Origin of the sequence: Streptomyces sp. NPDC060366 (genome assembly GCF_042725135.1) — a bacterium.
Lineage (GTDB): Bacteria > Actinomycetota > Actinomycetes > Streptomycetales > Streptomycetaceae > Streptomyces.
The window spans coordinates 583545-602335 of the sequence record NZ_JBHXDC010000002.1; the positions used below are offsets into that span (position 1 = coordinate 583545).

At 71.3% G+C, this 18791-nt stretch carries 17 protein-coding genes; 9 read left to right on the forward strand and 8 right to left on the reverse strand.

Annotated features, from left to right (window positions below; translation table 11 throughout):
* The first annotated feature begins 29 nt into the window (after nt 1-29).
* On the forward strand, nt 30-1361 hold the full coding sequence (locus ACFWHU_RS07265; protein ID WP_387224254.1) for an MFS transporter: 1332 nt from the start codon (nt 30-32) through the stop codon (nt 1359-1361).
* Nucleotides 1362-1409: 48 nt separating this feature from the next.
* Here the strand turns inward: ACFWHU_RS07265 and ACFWHU_RS07270 are convergent, their stop codons facing one another.
* A complete protein-coding gene (locus ACFWHU_RS07270; RefSeq protein ID WP_385792958.1) occupies nt 1410-1637 on the reverse strand; it encodes a hypothetical protein in 228 nt (75 codons plus the stop codon).
* Between the two features lie 70 nt (nt 1638-1707).
* Between ACFWHU_RS07270 and map the strand changes: the two genes are divergently transcribed.
* Together map and ACFWHU_RS07280 are read left to right on the forward strand one after the other, a co-directional pair.
* Complete coding sequence (gene map, locus ACFWHU_RS07275) at nt 1708-2565, forward strand: type I methionyl aminopeptidase (RefSeq protein WP_385792956.1); 858 nt, start codon at nt 1708-1710, stop codon at nt 2563-2565.
* Between the two features lie 248 nt (nt 2566-2813).
* Nucleotides 2814-3479: a heme oxygenase (biliverdin-producing) gene (locus ACFWHU_RS07280; RefSeq protein WP_387224255.1), complete on the forward strand. Its 666-nt coding sequence runs from the start codon at nt 2814-2816 to the stop codon at nt 3477-3479.
* A 24-nt stretch (nt 3480-3503) separates the two neighbouring features.
* On the opposite strand, the gene ACFWHU_RS07285 is transcribed toward ACFWHU_RS07280, so the two are convergent.
* The 3 genes from ACFWHU_RS07285 to ACFWHU_RS07295 form a co-directional block, all read right to left on the reverse strand.
* Nucleotides 3504-4169 (reverse strand): PhzF family phenazine biosynthesis protein, encoded by a 666-nt coding sequence (locus ACFWHU_RS07285; RefSeq protein WP_387224469.1) that lies wholly within the window; start codon nt 4167-4169, stop codon nt 3504-3506.
* Between the two features lie 261 nt (nt 4170-4430).
* On the reverse strand, nt 4431-6041 hold the full coding sequence (locus ACFWHU_RS07290) for an HtaA domain-containing protein (RefSeq protein ID WP_387224256.1): 1611 nt from the start codon (nt 6039-6041) through the stop codon (nt 4431-4433).
* Between the two features lie 67 nt (nt 6042-6108).
* The gene (locus ACFWHU_RS07295; RefSeq protein ID WP_387224257.1) at nt 6109-7611 is read right to left on the reverse strand and encodes an HtaA domain-containing protein; all 1503 of its coding nucleotides are present in this window, start codon (nt 7609-7611) and stop codon (nt 6109-6111) included.
* 204 nt (nt 7612-7815) lie between these two features.
* On the opposite strand from ACFWHU_RS07295, the gene ACFWHU_RS07300 reads away from it, so the two are divergent.
* From ACFWHU_RS07300 to ACFWHU_RS07315, 4 genes are read left to right on the forward strand one after another with little or no spacing between them, the layout of a single operon-like run.
* Entirely contained in the window at nt 7816-8847 is a 1032-nt protein-coding gene (locus ACFWHU_RS07300; protein ID WP_387224258.1) for a hemin ABC transporter substrate-binding protein, read from the forward strand.
* 43 nt (nt 8848-8890) lie between these two features.
* Complete coding sequence (locus ACFWHU_RS07305; RefSeq protein WP_387224470.1) at nt 8891-9979, forward strand: FecCD family ABC transporter permease; 1089 nt, start codon at nt 8891-8893, stop codon at nt 9977-9979.
* Nucleotides 9980-10020: 41 nt separating this feature from the next.
* Complete coding sequence (locus ACFWHU_RS07310; protein WP_387224471.1) at nt 10021-10905, forward strand: heme ABC transporter ATP-binding protein; 885 nt, start codon at nt 10021-10023, stop codon at nt 10903-10905.
* Complete coding sequence (locus ACFWHU_RS07315; protein WP_385792950.1) at nt 10902-11891, forward strand: hypothetical protein; 990 nt, start codon at nt 10902-10904, stop codon at nt 11889-11891. The genes ACFWHU_RS07310 and ACFWHU_RS07315 overlap by 4 nt, the downstream gene beginning before the upstream one ends.
* 71 nt (nt 11892-11962) lie before the next feature.
* Here the strand turns inward: ACFWHU_RS07315 and ACFWHU_RS07320 are convergent, their stop codons facing one another.
* Together ACFWHU_RS07320 and ACFWHU_RS07325 are read right to left on the reverse strand one after the other, a co-directional pair.
* Nucleotides 11963-12715 (reverse strand): bifunctional DNA primase/polymerase, encoded by a 753-nt coding sequence (locus ACFWHU_RS07320; protein WP_385792948.1) that lies wholly within the window; start codon nt 12713-12715, stop codon nt 11963-11965.
* A gap of 257 nt (nt 12716-12972) precedes the next feature.
* The gene (locus ACFWHU_RS07325) at nt 12973-13596 is read right to left on the reverse strand and encodes a TetR/AcrR family transcriptional regulator (protein WP_385792947.1); all 624 of its coding nucleotides are present in this window, start codon (nt 13594-13596) and stop codon (nt 12973-12975) included.
* 228 nt (nt 13597-13824) lie between these two features.
* Here ACFWHU_RS07325 and ddaH point away from each other — a divergent pair, with 228 nt between their 5' ends.
* Nucleotides 13825-14682 carry a dimethylargininase gene (gene ddaH, locus ACFWHU_RS07330; protein ID WP_385792946.1) on the forward strand — a complete coding sequence of 286 codons (858 nt, stop codon included), beginning with the start codon at nt 13825-13827 and terminating at the stop codon, nt 14680-14682.
* Here ddaH and ACFWHU_RS07335 read toward each other — a convergent pair.
* A complete protein-coding gene (locus tag ACFWHU_RS07335) occupies nt 14674-15765 on the reverse strand; it encodes a small ribosomal subunit Rsm22 family protein (RefSeq protein ID WP_387224261.1) in 1092 nt (363 codons plus the stop codon). The two genes, ddaH and ACFWHU_RS07335, sit on opposite strands and share 9 nt — an antisense overlap.
* A 214-nt stretch (nt 15766-15979) precedes the next feature.
* Between ACFWHU_RS07335 and ACFWHU_RS07340 the strand changes: the two genes are divergently transcribed.
* Nucleotides 15980-17293 carry a hypothetical protein gene (locus tag ACFWHU_RS07340; RefSeq protein WP_387224262.1) on the forward strand — a complete coding sequence of 438 codons (1314 nt, stop codon included), beginning with the start codon at nt 15980-15982 and terminating at the stop codon, nt 17291-17293.
* A gap of 25 nt (nt 17294-17318) precedes the next feature.
* On the opposite strand, the gene ACFWHU_RS07345 is transcribed toward ACFWHU_RS07340, so the two are convergent.
* A complete protein-coding gene (locus ACFWHU_RS07345) occupies nt 17319-18656 on the reverse strand; it encodes a multidrug effflux MFS transporter (RefSeq protein ID WP_387224264.1) in 1338 nt (445 codons plus the stop codon).
* Nucleotides 18657-18791 lie beyond the last annotated feature (135 nt).

Below are 18791 nucleotides of genomic sequence, written 5' to 3' on the forward strand. Positions count from 1 at the left end.
TCGACCGTCACGACGCAGCATGGCCTCTCGTGACCAGAAAGCTGTCGGCGATCCTGCCGGACCTCACTCCGCTGCGCACACTGCGCGAGTTCCGGCTCCTGTGGATCCAGGGCCTGGTGACGTACTTCGGCAGCTCCATGGCCATGATCGCGCTGCCGCTCCAGATCAAGGACCTCACGGACTCGCCCCTCGCGGTCGGCGCGATGGGCGCCGTCGAGCTGGTGCCGCTGATCGTTTTCGGGCTGTACGGCGGGGCGCTCGCCGACGCGGTCGACCGCCGCAAACTGATCCTGCTCTCCGAGGCGGGCCTCGGGCTGCTCGCGGTGATCCTGCTGATCAACGCGCTGCTGCCGCGGCCGGCGCTCTGGCCGCTGTACGTCGTGGCCGCGGGCGTCTCCGCGCTGGCGGGCATCCAGCGGCCCGCGCTGGACTCCCTGATCGCGCGGATCGTGCCGCACGCCCAACTGACGGCGGCGGCGGCGCTCAACGCGCTGCGCTGGCAGACCGCGGCGGTCGCCGGGCCCGCGACGGCCGGTGTCGTGGTCGCGTTCTCCGGGACGGCGACGGCGTACGCGCTGACCGTGGCCGGGTTCGTCGCCTCCGTACTGATGTGCCTGCGGCTGCGGCCGGCGCCGCCTTCCAAGGAGGCGGCGAAGCCGTCGCTGCGCGGGATAGCGGAAGGCGCGCGGTACGCGTGGAGCAAGCCGGTGCTGCTGGGCACGTACGCGATCGATCTGAGCGCCATGTTCTTCGCCTTCCCGCTCGCGATCTTCCCCTTCCTGGCGGAGGACCTGGACGCGGAGTGGGCGCTGGGCCTGATGTACGGGGCGATCCCGCTCGGCTCCGTACTGATCAGCCTGACCAGCGGCTGGGCCTCGAAGGTCCGGCGGCACGGGCTGATGGTGGTCATGGGCGCGGGCGGCTGGGGCCTGGCGATGACGCTCGCGGGGTGGATGCCGAACATCTGGCTGGTCCTGTTCTGCCTGATGCTGGCGGGCGCCGGCGACATGCTCAGCGGACTGGGCCGCTCGACGATCTGGAACCAGACGATCCCCGAGGAGCTGCGCGGCAGGCTGGCGGGGCTGGAGGTGCTGTCGTACAGCGTGGGCCCGCAGCTCGGTCAGGTCCGCGCGGGCACGGTGGCCGGCTGGACGGGCACCCGCCCCGCGGTCTGGAGCGGCGGGGTGGCGTGCGTGGTGGCGGTGGGGCTGCTGGCGGCGGTGCTGCCGAAGCTGATGACGTACGACTCGGACACGGACGAGGACGCGTTGCGCCGGAAGGCCCAGCAGGAGGAGGCGGGTGCGGCTGCCGATGGGGCTGCCGCCTCGGACCAGGCGCCCGCGCCCGGGGTGGCGCTCTGACGCGGAGCCGGGCCCGGGGTCGGGCACCTGGCGGGCCTGAGGTGTCCGTCAGGTCGGGGGGCGGTCCGTCGGGTTGTCGTGCCAGCGGGGGTCCGTCTCCCAGTCGAGGTTGCGTTCGGCCGCCGTCTCCATCGCGCGCTCCGCCTCCTGCCTGGAGGCGTACGGGCCGAAGCGGTCCTTGGCCGGGCAGTCCGGGCCCTCCTCGACCTTTCTGTGCTGGAGGCAGTAGTACCACTCGCCCGGCTTACCCGCCGTGCGCTTCTTGAACAGGGCCATCGTCGGCTCCTTCCTCTGAACGCCATGCTGCCCCACGGGCGGCTTTTGAACGCTGGTTAGACTCGCTGGTATGTCTGGCCAGTCGCTGCTCGTGCCCGGGGAACTCTCCCCCGTCCGTTCCGTTCCCGGAAGAATCCCGCGTCCCGAGTACGTCGGGAAACCTCTGCCGACCCCGTACACCGGCCCCGAGGTGCAGACCGACGAGACCGTCGAACTGATGCGGATCGCCGGCCGGATCGCCGCGCAGGCGATGGAGGAGGCCGCGAAGCACATCGCGCCCGGCGTCACGACCGACGCGCTCGACAAGGTCGCGCACGAGTTCATGGTGGACCACGGGGCGTACCCCTCCACCCTCGGCTACCGCGAGTTCCCGAAGTCGCTCTGCACCTCGGTCAACGAGGTCATCTGCCACGGGATCCCGGACTCCACCGTCCTGCGCGACGGTGACATCGTGAATCTCGACGTCACCGCCTTCATCAACGGCGTGCACGGCGACAACAACGCCACCTACCTCTGCGGCGACGTGGACGCCGAGTCGACGCTCCTGGTCGAGCGGACCCGTGAATCACTGAACCGGGCCATCAAGGCCGTCCGGCCCGGCCGGCAGGTCAATGTCATCGGCCGTGTCATCGAGTCGTACGCCAAGCGCTTCGGTTACGGCGTGGTCCGGGACTTCACCGGGCACGGCATCAACTCGTCCTTCCACTCCGGGCTGATCATCCCGCACTACGACAGCCCGCACGCGACGACCGTCATGCGGCCCGGCATGACCTTCACGATCGAGCCCATGCTCACGCTCGGCACCCATGAGTACGACATGTGGGACGACGGCTGGACCGTGGTGACGAAGGACCGCAGGCGGACCGCACAGTTCGAGCACACGCTCGTGGTGACGGAAACCGGCGCGGAGATCCTCACCCTGCCCTGACCCGCCCCGGCCGACCCCACCCTGAACCCGTCCATAACCCGCTCCGACCTCGGACGCGACCTCTCGCGGGGCCATTCGCGCACCAGGTGTCCCCCGCGTGATCAAGGGGTACCTTTCTTACCGACAGGACGTCGGGAACCAGTTGACTTAGGTAAGCCTAAGTAGGAGGATCGGCGAAGGCAAGCGCCCGTGCTGCCTCGCCGGATCTCGGTCTGGTTTTCCGTCCCCCTCGGCCCCGGAGGCCCGCCTTGGACGCAACCGCCACCGCCACCCCGTTCTCCACGCTGATCCGTGTCGCCTCGCACGAGAAGCACACCGAGGTGAACACCTCGACCTTCATGAGCGACCTGCTGGGCCGGCGCTTCGGGGTGGAGGCGTACGCGCGCTACACCGAGCAGCTCTGGTACGTGTACCGGGCGCTGGAGGACGCCGCCGGGACGGTCGAGGGGGATCCGGTCGCCGGCCCCTTCATCCGGCCCGAGCTGATGCGCATCGACGCCCTGGAGCGCGACTTGACGCATCTGCGCGGTGCCGACTGGCGCGAGGGCCTTGAGCCGCTGCCCGCCACCGCCGCGTACGCCGCCAGGATCACCGAGTGCGCCCGCACCTGGCCCGGCGGCTACGTGGCCCACCACTACACCCGCTATCTCGGGGACCTCTCCGGCGGCCAGGTCGTCCGCGACATCGCGGAGAAGACCTGGGGCTTCGAGCGCAAGGGCGACGGCGTCCGCTTCTACGTCTTCGAGGAGATCGCCAACCCGGCGGCGTTCAAGCGCGCCTACCGCGAGCTGCTGGACGCGGTGCCCGCGGACGACCTGGAGAAGCAGCGCATCATCGAGGAGTGCCACCGGGCGTTCGACTTCAACGGGGCCGTGTTCCACGAGCTGGAGGGCGAGTTCCCCCTCAGCGCGTGAGCAGGCCGGCGCGGTGGACCGCGTTCAGCGGGGCGGGAGCAGGCGGACGCGTCCGCCGATCTCGATCGAGCCGTCAGGGCCGGGGGCGGTGAGGATCTGCGACCCCCGGCCCTGAGTGATGTTCAGCGCGCGGCCCAGCTCGGCGGTGAGGAGCAGGGCCGCCGCGCCCGTCGCCTCGTCCTCCACGATGCCGTCGTCGCGGCGCGGGAAGCCCCGCGCCCTCACCCGGCCGGCCGACTCGTCCTCCCACGCCCACGCGTAGAGCCAGCCCTCGCCCGGCGGCGGGGCGGGAAGCGCGTCGACCTCGGCGACCGTCCCGTAGCGGCGCAGCGTGCGCGGCGGGGACCATTCGGGGCGCGCCGTGATCCAGGTGAACTCGCCGTCCTGACGCACCCACACCTCACCGACGGGCGGATTGACCGTCTCCAGGTCGAGCAGCCAGGCCGCCCCGACGAGCGGGTGCCCGGCGAACGGCAGCCGCAGGCCGGGCGTGTAGATGTCCACGTAGCCGCGCTCGGGGTCGTCCACGAACACGGTCTCGCTGAAGCCGAGTTCGGCGGCCAGCGCCTGCCGGGACGCCTCGTCGGGGTAGTCGCGGCCCTCCCGTACGACGCCGAGCGCGTTGCCGTACCGGCCGTCGCCCGCGCAGAAGACACGCAGCACTTCGATGTCGCCGCCGCCGCCGCCCATGTCAGTCACCGGATTCCTCCAGCGCGTACGCCGTGCTGATCGAGAACCAGGACAGCACATGCACCTCCGAGCCTTGCCCTGCCGAACCGGGCTGGTTTCAACCCGGCAGGTGCTGATCGTAGAAGACCTGTCGGATCAGGCGGGCATTGGAGCATCACGTGCGCCGCGCCGTGCGACCGACGCGGCGGGGCCGTACCGCGTCGGTCGCGCGGTACGGCCCCGCCCTGCCCCGTCGTCGGGGCCGGTCGCTCAACTCAGCTGTCAGATCTCGCCGGTGGCCGGGTTGCGGCGGCGGGCGATGAAGACCGCAGCCCCGCCCGCGACGGCGAGCGCGCCCGCCGCGCCCATCAGCGCGCCGGCCGGGACCTCGGCGCCGGTGCTCGCGAGGTTGCCGGTACCGCCCGCGGAGCCGCCGACGGAGCCGCCGCCCGCCGTGCCGGCCGTGCCGCCGGTGGTGCCGGAGCCACCGGTCGTACCGCCCGTACCGCCGGTGCTGTCGCCCGTGCCGCCCGCGCTGCCCGAACCGCCGGGCAGTTGGCCGTCCTTCGTGAGGGATACGGCCGCGGTGAGGGCGTCGAGCGTCTCGCCCTCCTCGTACATTCCGCCGAACGCCTTCGTGCCGTCCGCGGTGAGCGAGGCGGGCACGGCCTTCAGCGCGACGACGCCGTCCTTGGCCTTCAGCTCACCGGCCGGCAGGTCGAGCGTGGCGATGGTCAGGTCCTCGAAGGTGGAGACCTTGTGGGTCGCCCGGTCCTTGGTGCTGACGTCCGCGACGAGGGTGCCCTTGCCGTTCTTGACCTCGGCCTCCAGACCGCTGAGCTTGAGGTCGAGGACGTACGAGCCCTTCTCCTCGTGGCCCAGGAAGCGGACCGATCCCTCGAACTCGGCAGACAGGGTCTGCGCCTTCGCGTCGAAGGAACCGGTGGCCTTCGGGAAGCGGTACGCCTCGCCCGACTGGGTCGCGCCGGCCGCGAGTTCGACCTTGCCGTTGGCGATGGGGCCCGTCACATAGGTACGGAAGCTCTTCTTGACGCCCCAGTCGAGATTGCCGTCGACGATCGGGCCGTCCACGACGGCCGGGACCGAGGGCTCGTCGGTGGGATCGGTCGGATCGGTGGGATCGGTCGGGTCCGTGGGGTCCGTCGGGTCTGTCGGGTCGGTGGGGTCCGTCGGGTCGGTGGGATCGGTCGGGTCCGTGGGATCCGTCGGGTCCGTGGGGGCCTTCACCGCCGTCACCGAGAGCGTCGCCGGGTCCAGCGCGACGCCCGCGGCGTAGAAGCCCGCGAACGCCTCGGAGCCCTCGGCCGTCAGCTTGGCGGGGATGTCCGTGAAGACCATCGCACCGTTCTCGCCCTGTCCCGGCCGAACTGTCGTCAGGTCGAGATCGGCGATCGAGACGTCGTCGCGCGTCTCGGTCTCGCCTTCGGTCACGCTGGTGACGTCGGCGGTGATCTCCCCGTCCACACGGGTGGTGTTGACCTTCACATCGCTCAACTCGATGTCGAGGACGCCGTGATGACCCTCGAAGTGAACGCTTCCGTTGAAGGCGGTCGCGGTGGCGTGCGTGCCGGTGTCGTAGGTGCCCTTGCCGTCGGTGAAGGTGAACACGCCGTTGCCGGCGGCCTGGGTGGCTCCGTCGGCGGCCGTGATCTTCCCGGCGGCGACGGGCGAGAGCAGGTACTTGCGGAAGGACTCCTTGAAGCCCCACTCCAGGGTGCCGTCCTTCAGATCGAGTTGCGGCGCGGCGGGCGCTCCGGGGGCGGCCGGGGCGCTGCCGGCCGCGAACGCCGGGACGGCGAGCGCGGTCGCGCCGATGGCCACGACTGTGGCGACCGCTGCGGCAAGGGCTATGGGACGACGGGTGGCTGGCATGTTCGGGGGTCTCCTCGATGGATGAGATGCGCGATCAGGAGCGGGGGGTGGGGAGGGGGAAGGGAAGTCAGGAGGGCCCGTCGGAACCGGGGCCGGGCCCGGAGTCCGACTCGGGGGCGGGCGCGGGGCCGGAGCCGGGCGGGCCGGCCGCCGTCGCGCCCCGCCGCCGGACGCCGAGGTACACCGCGAGCGCGGCGGCCAGCAGCAGACCGGCGCCGACGCCCACGTACGTAAGGGCGTTGGAGGAGGCGGAGGCGGACGCGGAGGCGGCGTCGTCCACCTCCGCCGGCTCGGTGGGTCCGTCGGCCGCGTCGGGCTTCGGAGCGGCGGAAGCCTCGACGTCACTGCCCAGATCGGGCAGCGCGGGCAGCTTCGCCTTCTTGTCGACGGCGACGGCGAGCGAGACGGGATCCATCACCGTGCCCGCCTTGTACATGGAGCCGAACGCCTCGGCGCCGGCCTCGGTGAGCGTCGCGGGGGCCTCGGTGAGTGCGGCGAGACCGTTCTCCGGCGTGAAGTCCCCGGCGGCGAAGGTGACCAGGGCGACGGCCTTGCGCGGTGCCCGGCCCTCGCTCGTGACGTCGGCGGCCAGGGTGCCCTTTCCGCCCTTCACCTGAACACCGATCCCGCTGAGCGTCAGATCGAGCCCGTTTCCGGTGAAGCGGACGCGGCCGGCGAAGTCGGCGTCGAGCGTCCCCTTCTTCGCGTCGTACGTGCCCTTGCCCTTCGGGAAGCGGAACAGCGCGCCGCCGTCCTGCGCCCCCTCGCCGAGCGTCCAACGGCCCTCGGCGATGGAGCCGGTGACGTACTCACGGAAGGTACGGCGCACTCCCCAGTCGACGGCCGCGTCCCGGAGAGCGCCCTCGGCCTGCTCGTTCCCGCCCTTGTCGGCGTTCTTGTCCTTGTCGGCCGGCTTCTCGACGGGCTTCTTCGCCGGGTTCTTCGCGGCGGCCACGTCCACGGAGAGGCTGACCGGGTCGAGCGCAGTGCCCGCCGTGTAGTAGCCGGCGAAGGCGGTGGCGCCCTGGGCGGTGAGCGTCGAGGGGATATTGCTGAGCGCGACCGGACTGCCGCCGCCCCTCATGTCGATCCCGCCGAGATCGAGCGTGGCGAGTGGGACCTGCGACGACGTGGTGACCTTGCCGCTCCCCTTGGCCTTGCTGGTCATATCGGCGTGCAGGGTGCCCCGGCCGCCGGAGATACGGACCGTGGGACGGCTGATGGTGAGGTCCAGCTCGTGCGATCCGTCCGGCTTGGTGTGGCCGGTGAAGCGGACGCCGCCGCCGAATCCGGCGCGCATGGCGCCGCTGTCGGGGTCGTACGTCCCCGAGGCGGAGTGGAACCGGAACTGGCTGCCGCCCACGGTGGCCGCGCCCCCGTTCAGGCTCCAACTGCCGCCCGCTATCGGGCCGGTGACATAGCTCTGGAAGGACGACTTGATCCCCCAGTCGAGCCTGCCGCCCTGCACGGTGCGGTCCGCCGCCCGAGCCGTGGCCGCCGGGATCAGGGCTCCGAGGAGTACGGCGAGCAGCGCGACGGCGAGAGCGCGCACCGGTCTGGACGACAGCATCAGAAGATCACTCCCACGTTGGAGACGGCGGCGGACGAGGCGGCTCCGGGCATGCCGAGGAAGCCCGGTTGATGAAGTCACCCCCGGACCTGGCAAGCAAGGTAAGGCTAACCTAAGCTATCTCCAGCCCGGCCGGAACCCTTCCGTCCAGGCGCCTCGACGGACTCCACTCGGGACTCCACGGACGACGGGACGGTGCACTCCGTGCGCACTCAACGCCTGGCGGGCGCACTCATCTCGGTGCTGACCCTCGCCCTGGCCGCCACCGGCTGCGGCGGAAACGACAGCGGCGGCAGTGGCACCGGCGGTGGCGGCGGGACGGCGAAGGGCGCCGGTACGACGGCCACCGCCGACCGCGTCGAACCGCTGGCCACCGTCCCCGAGCCGGAACTCCCGGTCACCGTGGACTCCGCCGACGGCACGAAGGTCACCGTCACCTCCACCGACCGGCTCGTGCCCCTCACCGGATCGCTCAGCGAGATCGTCTTCACCCTCGGCCTCGGCGAGCACGTCGTGGCCCGTGACATCACCGCCACCTTCGAACAGGCGGAGAAGCTGCCGGTGGTGACCCGCGCCCACGACGTCTCCGCCGAGAGCGTCCTGTCCCTCAGGCCGACACTCGTCATCGCCGAGACCACCACCGGACCGGCCGAGGCCGTCGACCAGATACGTGACGCCGGGATCCCGCTGCTCGTCGTCGAACCGGCGAAGGGTCTGGACGACGTCGGCACACGCATCGGGACAGTCGCGCGGGCGCTGGGCGTCGACGCGGCGGGCGACGAGCTGAGCGCGCGTACGGCCGAGCGGATCGCCGCCGTACAGAAACGGATACCGGCACCCGGCGACGGCGAGAAGCCGCGTGTCGCCTTCCTCTATCTGCGCGGCTCGGCGTCCGTCTATCTGCTCGGCGGCCCTGATTCCGGGGCGAGTTCACTGCTGGAGGCGGCCGGCGCCGTCGACGCGGGCAAGGAGTCCGGCCTGGACAAGGACTTCACGGCGATCACCAGCGAGGCGCTGGCGAAGGCGGCGCCCGACGCGATCCTCCTGATGAGCAAGGGACTTGAGTCGGTGGGCGGTCCCGACGGTCTGGTGAAGATCCCGGGCGTGGCCGAGACGCCCGCCGGTCTCGACCGCCGGTTCATCTCCGTCGACGACGGCGTGCTGCTCAACTACGGGCCCCGTACGGACCAGGTGCTCGCCTCGCTCGTCGAGCAGCTCTACCCGGACGGCGAGTGACGTGACGACGACACCCGCACCCACGACCACGACCACACCCGCGATGACCACCGCCCGGCCGGACCTCTCCCCGCCCGGACCCGCTTCGAGGAAGCGCCCTCAGCAGCGGGGGAGAACCTGGCTGTTGACCGTCGCACTCCTCGGCGTACTGCTCCTGCTCTGCCTGCTCTCCGCCGGGCTCGGCGCGTACGACATCCCGCTCGGCGACGTCCTGTCCTCCGTCCGGCACCGGATCGGCCTCGGCGGCGCCGCGCTCGAACGGGTCCCCGAGAGCGTCCTGTGGAACGTCCGGCTGCCGCGCGTCGTCCTCGCGCTGCTCGTCGGCGCGTCGCTGGGCTGCGCGGGCGCCCTGATGCAGGGCGTGTTCGGCAATCCGCTCGCCGAACCGGGAGTCATCGGCATCTCGGCGGGCGCGGCGGTCGGCGCCGTCGCGTCGATCGCGCTCGGCCTGAGCTTCCTCGGCAACTGGACGGTCACCGTCTGCGCGTTCGTCTCCGGGCTGCTGACCGTGCTGCTGGTGTACGTGATGTCCCGCTCCGGCGGCCGTACGGAGGTGGTCACGCTCATCCTCACCGGCATCGCGGTGAACGCGTTCGCGGGCGCGCTCATCGGGCTGTCCATCTTCTTCGCCGACAACGCGCAGATCACCCAGATCACCTTCTGGCAGCTCGGCTCGCTGGCACAGGCGACCTGGCCCAAGGTGCTCGCCGTGCTGCCGTGCGCCCTGCTCGGTCTCGCCGTCGCGCCCCTCTACGCACGGAAGTTGGACCTCCTCGCGCTGGGAGAACGGCCGGCCAGACATCTGGGCGTGGATGTCGAACGGCTCCGTGTCGTCCTCGTCCTGGTCGTCGCGCTGCTGACGGCCGCCGCCGTGGCGGTGGCGGGGATCATCACGTTCGTCGGACTGCTGGTCCCGCATCTGCTGCGGATGGCGAACGGCCCCGGCCACCGCTTCCTGGTACCGGGCAGCGCGCTCGGGGGCGCGCTGGTCCTGGTCGCGGGCGACCTCGCGGCCCGTACGGTGGCGGCCCCCGCCGAACTGCCGCTCGGCGTCCTGACGGCGCTGTTCGGCAGTCCGTTCTTCTTCTGGCTGCTGCGCAGGACGCGGCGCAGGCAAGGGGGTTGGGCATGAGGGCCGGCACAGTCCTGAAGGCCGCGGCGCACCGCGCGCTCATGAGCATGTTCGCCGTACGGGGCAGGGAGTTGCCCGTCCCCCTCGCCCACGGGGACGTCGTCGCCGAGGCACGGGGCCTGCGCGTACGGTTCGGACAGCGTGACGTCCTCGGCGGCGCCGACGGCGGTGTCGACCTCGTCGTGCGCGCCGGTGAGGTCCTCGCGCTCGTCGGGCCCAACGGGGCGGGCAAGTCGACGCTCCTGGCCGCGCTCGCCGCCGACCAGGATGCCGACGGCGGCGGCGTACGGATCGCCGGCCGCCCCGCCGGCGACTGGTCCGCAGCCGAACTCGCCCTGCGCCGGGCCGTGTTGCCACAGGCCGCCACGCTCTCCTTCCCGTTCCCGGTGGAGGAGGTCGTACGGATGGGCCGCGCGCCCTGGGCGGGTACGGCGTCCGAGGACGACGACGACACGGCCGTGGCCGAGGCCATGGCGGCGACGGAGGTGGGCGAGTTCGCGCGCCGCCCCTTCTCCGCGCTCTCCGGCGGCGAACGCGCCCGCGTCGCGCTCGCCCGGGTACTCGCCCAACGCGCACCGCTGCTCCTCCTCGACGAGCCGACCGCCGCACTCGACCTGCGCCACCAGGAGTTGGTGTTGCGCATCTGCCGGGCGCGCGCGGCGGCCGGTGACGCCGTCGTCGTCGTGCTGCACGATCTCGGGCTGGCCGCCGCGCACGCCGACCGGGCCGCCGTCCTGCACGAGGGCCGGGTCGTCGCGGACGGCCCGCCTGCCGAGGTATTCGGTGACGAACTGCTCAGCCGGGTCTACCGACAGCCCGTCGAGGTCTTCCCGCACCCGCGCACCGGGACCCCGCTGGTGATTCCGAGGCGGACCGGTAGGGTTCGGACGGTCAGTGGGGGTCACGGAGCAGAAGGCGACCGATGAGAAGGCCGATTCGGGCAGCGGCGGGGCTGGCGGCGGCGACGGTGATGTCGCTGCTCGCGAGTGGGTGTATGACGGTCCACGGTGAACTGGCGGTGCTGCCGGGCGCGAAGAAGTCCGAAGCGGCCCAGGCGCTCGCGGATTTCACCGAGGCGTACAACAAGGCGGACAAGGCGTACGACCCCGGGCTGGACGCCGGCCGGGTCACCGGTGCGCTGGGTGCGATCAACCAGGCCGGTCTCAAGGCCAGAAGCATCACGAACCCGCAGGGCAACGACCGGCACCAGCCGTTGGAGTTGACGGACGCCAAGTTCCTCATCCCGAAGAAGGCGGGCTGGCCCCGCTGGTTCGTCGCCGACACCGACAGCAACCGCGACAAGGACGACGGCCCCGACGACAACCGCTGGGTGCTGGTCTTCGTGCGCAACGGCGCCGACCAGTTGTGGGAGGTCGCCTATCTCGCGATCCTCACACCGGACGAGGTCCCCGAGTTCAAGACCGACAAGGACGGTCACATCGAACCGGTGCCGGCTGACGGCGGATCACCCGCGGTGGCTCCCGGGGACATGAGCACCGAGTACGCCTCGTATCTCAAGAGCGGCGAGCCCGAACACTTCGCGCCCGGACCGCACACCGACGAGTGGCGGAACATACGCGAGAAGAACGCCAAGCTGCCCGGTCTCACCATCCAGTACATCGATCAGCCCCTGGACACCGGGGACTTCGCGCCCCTCGCGCTCGCCACGAAGGACGGCGGCGCGCTGGTCTTCTTCGCGATCAGGTACTTCGACCGGCAGACGGCCGCGCCCGGCTTCACCCCGAAGGTCTCCGCCGACGTGAAGGCGCTGATGACCGGCGAGGTGAAGGACACCCTCACCAAGGAGTGGGTGTCGAGCCAGGCGGCGCTGGTGAAGCCGGACGGGGCCGGCAGTGACCAGGTGAACGTGGTGAGCAGGCTGCAAGGGGTGACCGGGGCCGAAGGCTCCTGACACCCCTCGCGGGGACGCCGGCCCGTGCGCCGGGTCTCGCCTCGGCGGACGCGGGCACGGCGCGCCGGTGGTCAGCGGCCGAGCGGCCAGGCCACCGGATGCGGGTCCAGCTCGTGGTTCTCGCCCGCGTACCGCGCACACGCGTCCGTCAGCGTCTCCAGCAGCGTCAGCGGGTCGGGCAGCGGATGCTCGGGACCGCGCAGCCAGGTCATCGACAGCTCGCCGGGCAGCCTGGCCGGTGGTACGAGGACGTAACTGCCCCGGCAGTGCCAGCGGAAGCCCGGATGCTCGTCCATCGTCTCGGGGTGGCAGTCCAGCTCACAGGGCCACCACTCGTCCTCGTCCTCGGGCGTGCCGCGGGTGGCGGTGAAGAAGAGCATCCGGTCGCCGCCGGAGTCGGCCACCGGGCCGACGTCGACACCCGCGCCGAGCAGCCGCTCCAGCGCCCTGCTGCCCGCCTCCAGCGGAACGTCCATGACGTCGTGGACCATGCCGGTCGCCGTGATGAAGTTGGCCTCGGGCTGGTTCCTGGCCCAGCGCTGGATCTGCGCCTCGTCGGTCGTGGACTGCGTCTGCCAGGCGAACGAGATGGGATGCCTGGCGGGGGTGGGACAGCCGATGCGTTCGCACGAACATCGATAGCCGATGGGATGTGCGGCGGGCGAGATGGGCATACCGGCGGCGGCCACGGCGAGGAGCAGTGCCTCGCGGGCGTCGGCGTCCGTGGCTGACGACCGACCGTCGTCGTGCTTTCTGGCGAGTCGGCGCAGCCACTGGGAAACCTTGCCCTCAGTGCCGCGGTAGCGGCCGAAATCGTCGCCCATCTATCCCCTCACCTCATGCGCCGGCCCTCATCGACACTTCCATGTTCGCACCATCCTGCGCTTCGGGGGGCCGCACTCCTCAACCGGGGTGGGGAGGCGGATGCCGATCACCGGGCATCATCACGCGCTATATCAAGAAATCGCCCACTGATACGGTCGATGGGAGCCCGTGGCGTTGGACACATTCGGCGCGTCCGATTCAGGTCTGGGCCAAGTGGGGGCCGGGTCCGGACGGGCGCCGGATCCCGGTGCGGCACTCAGTGCCGCGGAGCCAGCCCGTTCAGCGTGTAGTCGACCAGTGAGTCCGCGTAGGCGTGCGTGAGGGGCAGCGTCCGCAGCAGCCACCGGTGCAGGATCGGACCCGTCAGCAGCTCCATCGCGGTGCGCGGGTCGATGTCGTCCCGTACGGTCCCCGCCTCCTGGGCGGCGCGCAGCCTCCGTACGTAGAGCGCGGCCTGCGGCTCCAGCAGTTTCTCCGCGTACTGGGCGCCGATCTTCGCGTCGACGATGCCCTCGGCGGCGAGCGCGCGGGTGGGCGCCTCGAACGTCGGGTCGTTCAGCTCGTCGACCGTGGCGCGCAGCACCGCCTTGAGGTCCGCCGCCAGATCGCCGGTGTCCGGGATCTCGTAGTCGTGGGCCGCGCCGCCGGCGGCTTCGGCGGCCTGTTCGCCGAGGTCGAGGAAGGCTTCGAGGAGTACGGCGGCCTTGGACGGCCACCAGCGGTAGATCGTCTGCTTTCCGACGCCCGCGCGGGCCGCGATGCCCTCGATCGTCGTCTTCGCGTAGCCGGCCTCGCCGACCAGCGACAGGGCGGCGGCGTAGATCGCGCGTCGTGACTTCTCACTGCGGCGGGTGGAATCCGGTGCCTTGCTCTCAGCCATCGCACCAGCCTACCAGTGAGGCGAGACGCACCGTCTCGTCCGAGGCGCTCCCGGCACGACCGCCCGGCGCGGATCGAACGAGGGACCGACCGAGGGATCACCTCGCGCCGTCGGTCCGGTGTCGCTGCGTGAACCACCCGATCGGATCACTGCGCGAACGCCCCGCACAGCGGACCATGGGTCGACGCACACACCCCGTGCGACCCGTCCGTTCGTGAGGAGCCCTAGTTGCCTCGTGACGCCTCGCCCCGCCGCTATCTGATGTGCCCACCGGCGCATTTCAGAGTGACGTACTCGATCAACCCGTGGATGGATCCGTCGAAACCGGTGGACCTGCCGCTGGCTCTCGCGCAGTGGGAGGTGCTCCGCGACCGCTACCGCGCTCTCGGTCACACCGTCTCCCTGCTCGAACCCCGACCCGATCTGCCCGACATGGTGTTCGCCGCCAACGGCGCCACGGTCATCGACGGCCGCGTGCTCGGCGCGCGGTTCGCGCACCCCGAGCGCACGCGGGAGGCCGAGGCCCATCTGGCCTGGTTCCGCGCGCGCGGCTTCACCGACATCCATGAGCCGGCGCACATCAACGAGGGCGAGGGCGACTTCGCCGTCACCGCCTCGTACATCCTGGCGGGGCGGGGCTTCCGGTCCAGTCCCCTCTCGCACGACGAGGCACAGGAGTTCTTCGGCCGGCCGGTGATCGGTCTCGATCTGGTCGACCCGCGCTACTACCACCTGGACACCGCGCTGTGTGTCCTGGACGACGCGGCCGACGAGGTCATGTACTACCCGGGCGCGTTCTCGCCCGGCAGCCGGGCCGTGCTCGCCCGGCTGTTCCCGGACGCGATCATCGCCGGGGACACGGACGCGGCGGCCCTCGGGCTCAACGCCGTCAGCGACGGCCGCCATGTGCTGCTGCCGCAGGCGGCGGCCGGGCTCTTCGCCCCGCTCAGGGACCGGGGCTACGAGCCGATCGCCATGGATCTGGGCGAACTGCTCAAGGGCGGCGGCAGCGTGAAGTGCTGCACGCAGGAGCTGCGGCAGGAGCAGGAGCTGGACGTACGGCGGGAGTTGCTGCTCTCAGCCTGATTCCGGCGACTCGTCCGGCGCGCCCTCGCGCCGCGCGTCGTGGGGCGGCCAGGCGTCGCCCCACGACGCGTCCCGCGCGGACCGGTAGAGCGGACCGTGCCGCTTGCTCACCGTCTCGCGCCGCAGGCCCTCCGTCTCCGTACAGAGTTCGAGCAGCATCTGTCCCTTGCGGGTCTGCGGCTTGCGGGTCACCCGCGCCCGCACCGGCTCCGCGTCGAAGCGCACGGCCGCCACGTAGCTGAACTTCTCGTCCTCGTACGCCAGCGAGCCCCCCTTCACCTGCCGGTGCAGCGACGACCGGCTGACACGCGCCGCGAAGTGACACCAGTCCGTGCCGGGTTCGATGGGGCAGGCGCCGCTGTGCGGGCAGGGCGCGGCGACGCGCAGGCCCGCCCCGATCAGCACGTCGCGGGCCTCGATGACGCGCTGGTAGCCGTCGGGCGTCCCCGGCTCCACGATCACGACGGCCTGTCCGGCGCGCGCCGCCTCCGCGACGAGGGCGGCCCGATCGCCGTCGGTGAGCTCGTTGAGGACGTACGAGACGGTGACGAGGTCGCACTCGGGGAGCTTCAGGCCCGTACCGATCCTGGTACGGCGCCACTCGACGTCCCGCAGCGCGGGCACCCGCAACTCGGTGGCCAGCTCGCGGCCGAGGGCGAGTGCGGGCTCGGCCCAGTCCAGCACGGTGGTGCTACGCCCTGCGGCCCCGCTCCCGGCCCCGCCCTCGTCGCCACCGCGGTCACCGTCGCCGTCGTGATCCGGCCAGGTCGCCCCGGCCGCCCAGACCGCCGCTCCCGTACCACCGCCGACATCCACCTGGCTGGCCGGCGCCCACCCGGGCGCTGCGACGGCGAGCGCTTCGAGCGCGGACCGTACGGCCTCGAACGTGGCGGGCATGCGGTACGCGGCGTAGGCGGCCACGTCTGAGCGGTCACGCAGGAGCGGTGTACCGGTCGGGGTGGCTCCCCGGTAGTTGGCGATCAGCCGCTCGACGGCCCGGGCGGCCTGGCTCGGCGGCAGTCCGTCGAGCAGTCCGGCCAGCGCGGCACGCAGGGCTTCGGCGGTGGGGAGGGAGGCGTTCACCGCCGAAATTGTAGGCGCACCGGCAGTGGCCTGAATCCGACTGTCCAACACTCGGCGGGCACCTGACGGGCACGGAATCGGGACTGAACGGGCTGCGGCGGGCACCCGCCCAGTTGCTACGCTGACGGCCGTTGCCGCTCCATCGCCACACCGTGCTCGCGGGGGGACCAAGTTGTCGTTTTACCGTGCTCGCGGTCTGACGCCTATGTCCTTGATGACCAAGCGGCAGAAGATCGTGCGCGTCTCGCTCATCGCCGGGGTACTGATCCTTGTGATGCTGCTCGTCCTGGCGAGCTGCGGCGGGAGCAAGGACGAGGCCAAGCCCGACAAGCCCGTCGTCAACACCGGTCCCGACACTCAGCTGAACGTGCCCGACGGCTACAACACCCGGCGGGGCTGGGAGATTTCGGATGTGTCGCCGCAGTACGCAGTGGCGTCCGCGACCGGTCTCGTCGCGTATCTGGCCAGGATCGACGAGAGCCGGTACCAGCTGCGCACCCAGAACGCCGCGACGGGCAAGGCCGGTTGGTCGGGCGAGGCGTGGCGGCCCCTGGCGCCGGTGGACCGGTATCCCCGGCTGCTCTCGCTGACCAAGGGCGACAAGCAGTACTTCGTGACCTGGTCGTACGGGCGCCTCGGCGAGTACGCGCTGGCGTCGGCCGACTCCCTGATCTCCCTCGACGTGTACGACGCGGCCACCGGTGAGCAGCGGCGCGTCGAGGTGCCCTGGGGGGACGCGCCGACCGTCACCAGTGCCGGCCCCGGGATCCTGATCAGCGACGGCAAGGCCGTCAGCGCGGTCGTCGACCCGTCGACGGGCGAGGTGTCCAGGACGGCGCCCGGCTCGCTCGGCTATCCGAAGGGCTGCCCGAACTGCAAGAAGCTGACCGAGGTGCGCGGGGTGACCTCGAAGGGCCTGCTGGTGAGCGGGGCGAAGGAGTTCTGGGTACGGGGCGGCTGGTTCAGCCGGAAGTTCGCACCGAAGGGCACCGAGCCGACGTCCGGGGTGCCGGCGTCCATGGCGCACGGCCATGTTCTGGCCAAGTGGCAGAAGAAGAAGGGCGCGAAGGACGCCGCCACGCACGAGATGTGGGTGGTGCACGCCCTGGACAGCGGCAAGGCCGTGGCGCAGGTGCGGTGCCGTAAGCCCGCGATCAACTCCGGCGCCGATCCGCAGCTCATCTCCTCTCCCGACGGGCGCTATCTCATCGCGGGCAGGCTCGCCTTCGACCTGGACGAGAAGAAGGGGTACTGCTTCGAGGAGGCGGACGGCACCAGGCCGCTGACGCTGACCTCGGTCTCGGACACGGGTGTGGCGTACGGGGCGACGAAGGCGCGCAACGTGACGGACGCCCTGTCCGGCGGCGGCAATCCCGTCGAGGTGGATCTCGCCACCGGTGAGCCCGAGCCGCTGGCCCTCAACGTGCGGCTGCCGGCCGGTGACGCGAGCGGGATGGGGCTGTTCCGCTGGACGGACGGCAAGGACCGCCCGCATCTGATCGCCTACTCGCTGCGCGACGAGAGCTGACCGCCCGCTGCCGGGCGCCAAGGGCTCAGGGACCGGTCAACTCCGCGGTCGCCGCCCGGTGCTGGGACTGCCAGGGGCGGCACAGTGCCAGGAAGCAGACCAGCGACCCGGCTCCGCACACGACCTGCACGACGGCCATCGGCACCGCCGTGGCCTCGCCCGCGATCCCGACGAGCGGTGAGGCGACGGCGCCGATCAGGAACGACGCCGTGCCGATGAGGGCCGACGCCGACCCGGCGGCGTGCGGGGTCCGCATCAGCGCCTGGGCGTTGGTGTTGGGCATCGCGAGCCCCATGGCCGACATCAGGACGAACAGCCCGGCCGCGACGGCGAAGAGGCTGGGCTCGCCGAACACCCCGCTCGTCATCAGCAGCAGCGCCACCCCGGCGAGCGTGATGACGACCAGGCCGAAGGCCAGCACCTTGTCCATGCTGACCCGGCCGACCAGCAGCCGGCCGTTGATCTGGCCGACGGTGATCAGACCGATGGAGTTGACGCCGAAGAGCAGGCTGTACGTCTGCGGGGACGCCCCGTAGATCTCCTGCACCACGAACGGTGAGGCAGCGATGTACGCGAACAGGGCCGCGAAGGCGAGACCACCCGCCAGCATGTAGCCGGTGAAGACCCGGTCGGCGAGCAGTCCGCGCATCGTGCCGAGCGCTTCGCCGACGCCGCCGCTGTGTCGCTTCTCACTCGGCAGCGTCTCGTGCAGCCACTTCACGACCACGAGCGTCAGCGCGATGCCGACGACCGTCAGGACGACGAAGATGCCGCGCCAGTCGGTGACCTGGAGCACCTGGCCGCCGATCACCGGGGCGATGACCGGCGCGACGCCGGAGATCAGCATCAGGGTGGAGAAGAACCGGGCCATCTCGACGCCGTCGTAGAGATCACGCACCACGGCGCGGGCGATCACGATGCCCGCAGCGCCCGCCAGCCCCTGGAGCAGGCGGAAGCCGATGAGCAGTTCGACGGTGGGGGCCAGGGCGCAGATCGCGGTGGCGAAGACGTAGACGACCATGCCGAGCAGCAGGGGCTTCCGGCGTCCCCACTTGTCGCTCATGGGTCCCACGACGAGCTGGCCGAGGGCCATGCCCGTCAGACAGGCGGTGAGGGTGAGTTGCGCGGTGGCGGCCGAGGAGCCGAGGGCGCGGGTGACGGCGGGGAGCGCCGGGAGGTACATGTCCATCGACAGCGGCGGCAGGGCGGTCAGTCCGCCGAGCACGAGCGTGACGACGATGCCTGCGCGTCGCGCGGCGGGGATACCGACGGCGGTGTCGGTCTTCGTCAGGGTGGGAGCGGTGGGTATGTGCCCTTCGCGTGTGTCTGTGGTTTGGCCGCCGTCCGGCATTCGCATCTCCATGTAGTTGAAACCCTCCCTATGCTCTCAGCTCGGGCCGAGTGGTCGTGACCTTTTTTGTGTAAGGGGCATTTATGACGGCGGAACGTGACGGAGACGGCAGAACCGGCGAGGTCGGCGGCGATACGGATACGGGCA

Bases quoted from the DNA above. Each gene is read 5' to 3' on its own strand.
- ACFWHU_RS07270 (WP_385792958.1), bottom strand. From the start codon at position 1,637: ATGGCCCTGTTCAAGAAGCGCACGGCGGGTAAGCCGGGCGAGTGGTAC.
- map (WP_385792956.1), top strand. From the start codon at position 1,708: ATGTCTGGCCAGTCGCTGCTCGTGCCCGGGGAACTCTCCCCCGTCCGT.
- ACFWHU_RS07285 (WP_387224469.1), bottom strand. From the start codon at position 4,169: ATGGGCGGCGGCGGCGGCGACATCGAAGTGCTGCGTGTCTTCTGCGCG.
- ACFWHU_RS07290 (WP_387224256.1), bottom strand. From the start codon at position 6,041: ATGCCAGCCACCCGTCGTCCCATAGCCCTTGCCGCAGCGGTCGCCACA.
- ACFWHU_RS07295 (WP_387224257.1), bottom strand. From the start codon at position 7,611: ATGCTGTCGTCCAGACCGGTGCGCGCTCTCGCCGTCGCGCTGCTCGCC.
- ACFWHU_RS07305 (WP_387224470.1), top strand. From the start codon at position 8,891: ATGACCACCGCCCGGCCGGACCTCTCCCCGCCCGGACCCGCTTCGAGG.
- ACFWHU_RS07310 (WP_387224471.1), top strand. From the start codon at position 10,021: ATGAGCATGTTCGCCGTACGGGGCAGGGAGTTGCCCGTCCCCCTCGCC.
- ACFWHU_RS07315 (WP_385792950.1), top strand. From the start codon at position 10,902: ATGAGAAGGCCGATTCGGGCAGCGGCGGGGCTGGCGGCGGCGACGGTG.
- ACFWHU_RS07320 (WP_385792948.1), bottom strand. From the start codon at position 12,715: ATGGGCGACGATTTCGGCCGCTACCGCGGCACTGAGGGCAAGGTTTCC.
- ACFWHU_RS07325 (WP_385792947.1), bottom strand. From the start codon at position 13,596: ATGGCTGAGAGCAAGGCACCGGATTCCACCCGCCGCAGTGAGAAGTCA.
- ACFWHU_RS07340 (WP_387224262.1), top strand. From the start codon at position 15,980: ATGACCAAGCGGCAGAAGATCGTGCGCGTCTCGCTCATCGCCGGGGTA.
- ACFWHU_RS07345 (WP_387224264.1), bottom strand. From the start codon at position 18,656: ATGGAGATGCGAATGCCGGACGGCGGCCAAACCACAGACACACGCGAA.